Raw genomic sequence first — 216 nt, 5'->3', positions numbered from 1 at the left:
TGCGTTAGTTCAGTTGGTTAGAATACATGCCTGTCACGCATGGGGTCACGAGTTCGAGTCTCGTACGCACCGCCAACTTGAGTCAACAAAGCGGACAACAGACGAATGCCGAACATATTATTTCAGCACACAAAAGTGTTTGAGGTGCGTTAGTTCAGTTGGTTAGAATACATGCCTGTCACGCATGGGGTCACGAGTTCGAGTCTCGTACGCACC

Annotated in this window: 1 tRNA gene; it reads left to right on the top strand. The window is 49.1% G+C overall.

Annotated elements, in window-relative coordinates:
* The first annotated feature begins 143 nt into the window (after positions 1 to 143).
* A tRNA-Asp gene (locus I6E38_RS15255) sits at positions 144 to 216 on the top strand.

This window comes from Leyella stercorea (assembly GCF_021531355.1).
Taxonomy (GTDB): domain Bacteria; phylum Bacteroidota; class Bacteroidia; order Bacteroidales; family Bacteroidaceae; genus Prevotella.
This window is presented reverse-complemented; position numbering and strand designations above follow the sequence as displayed.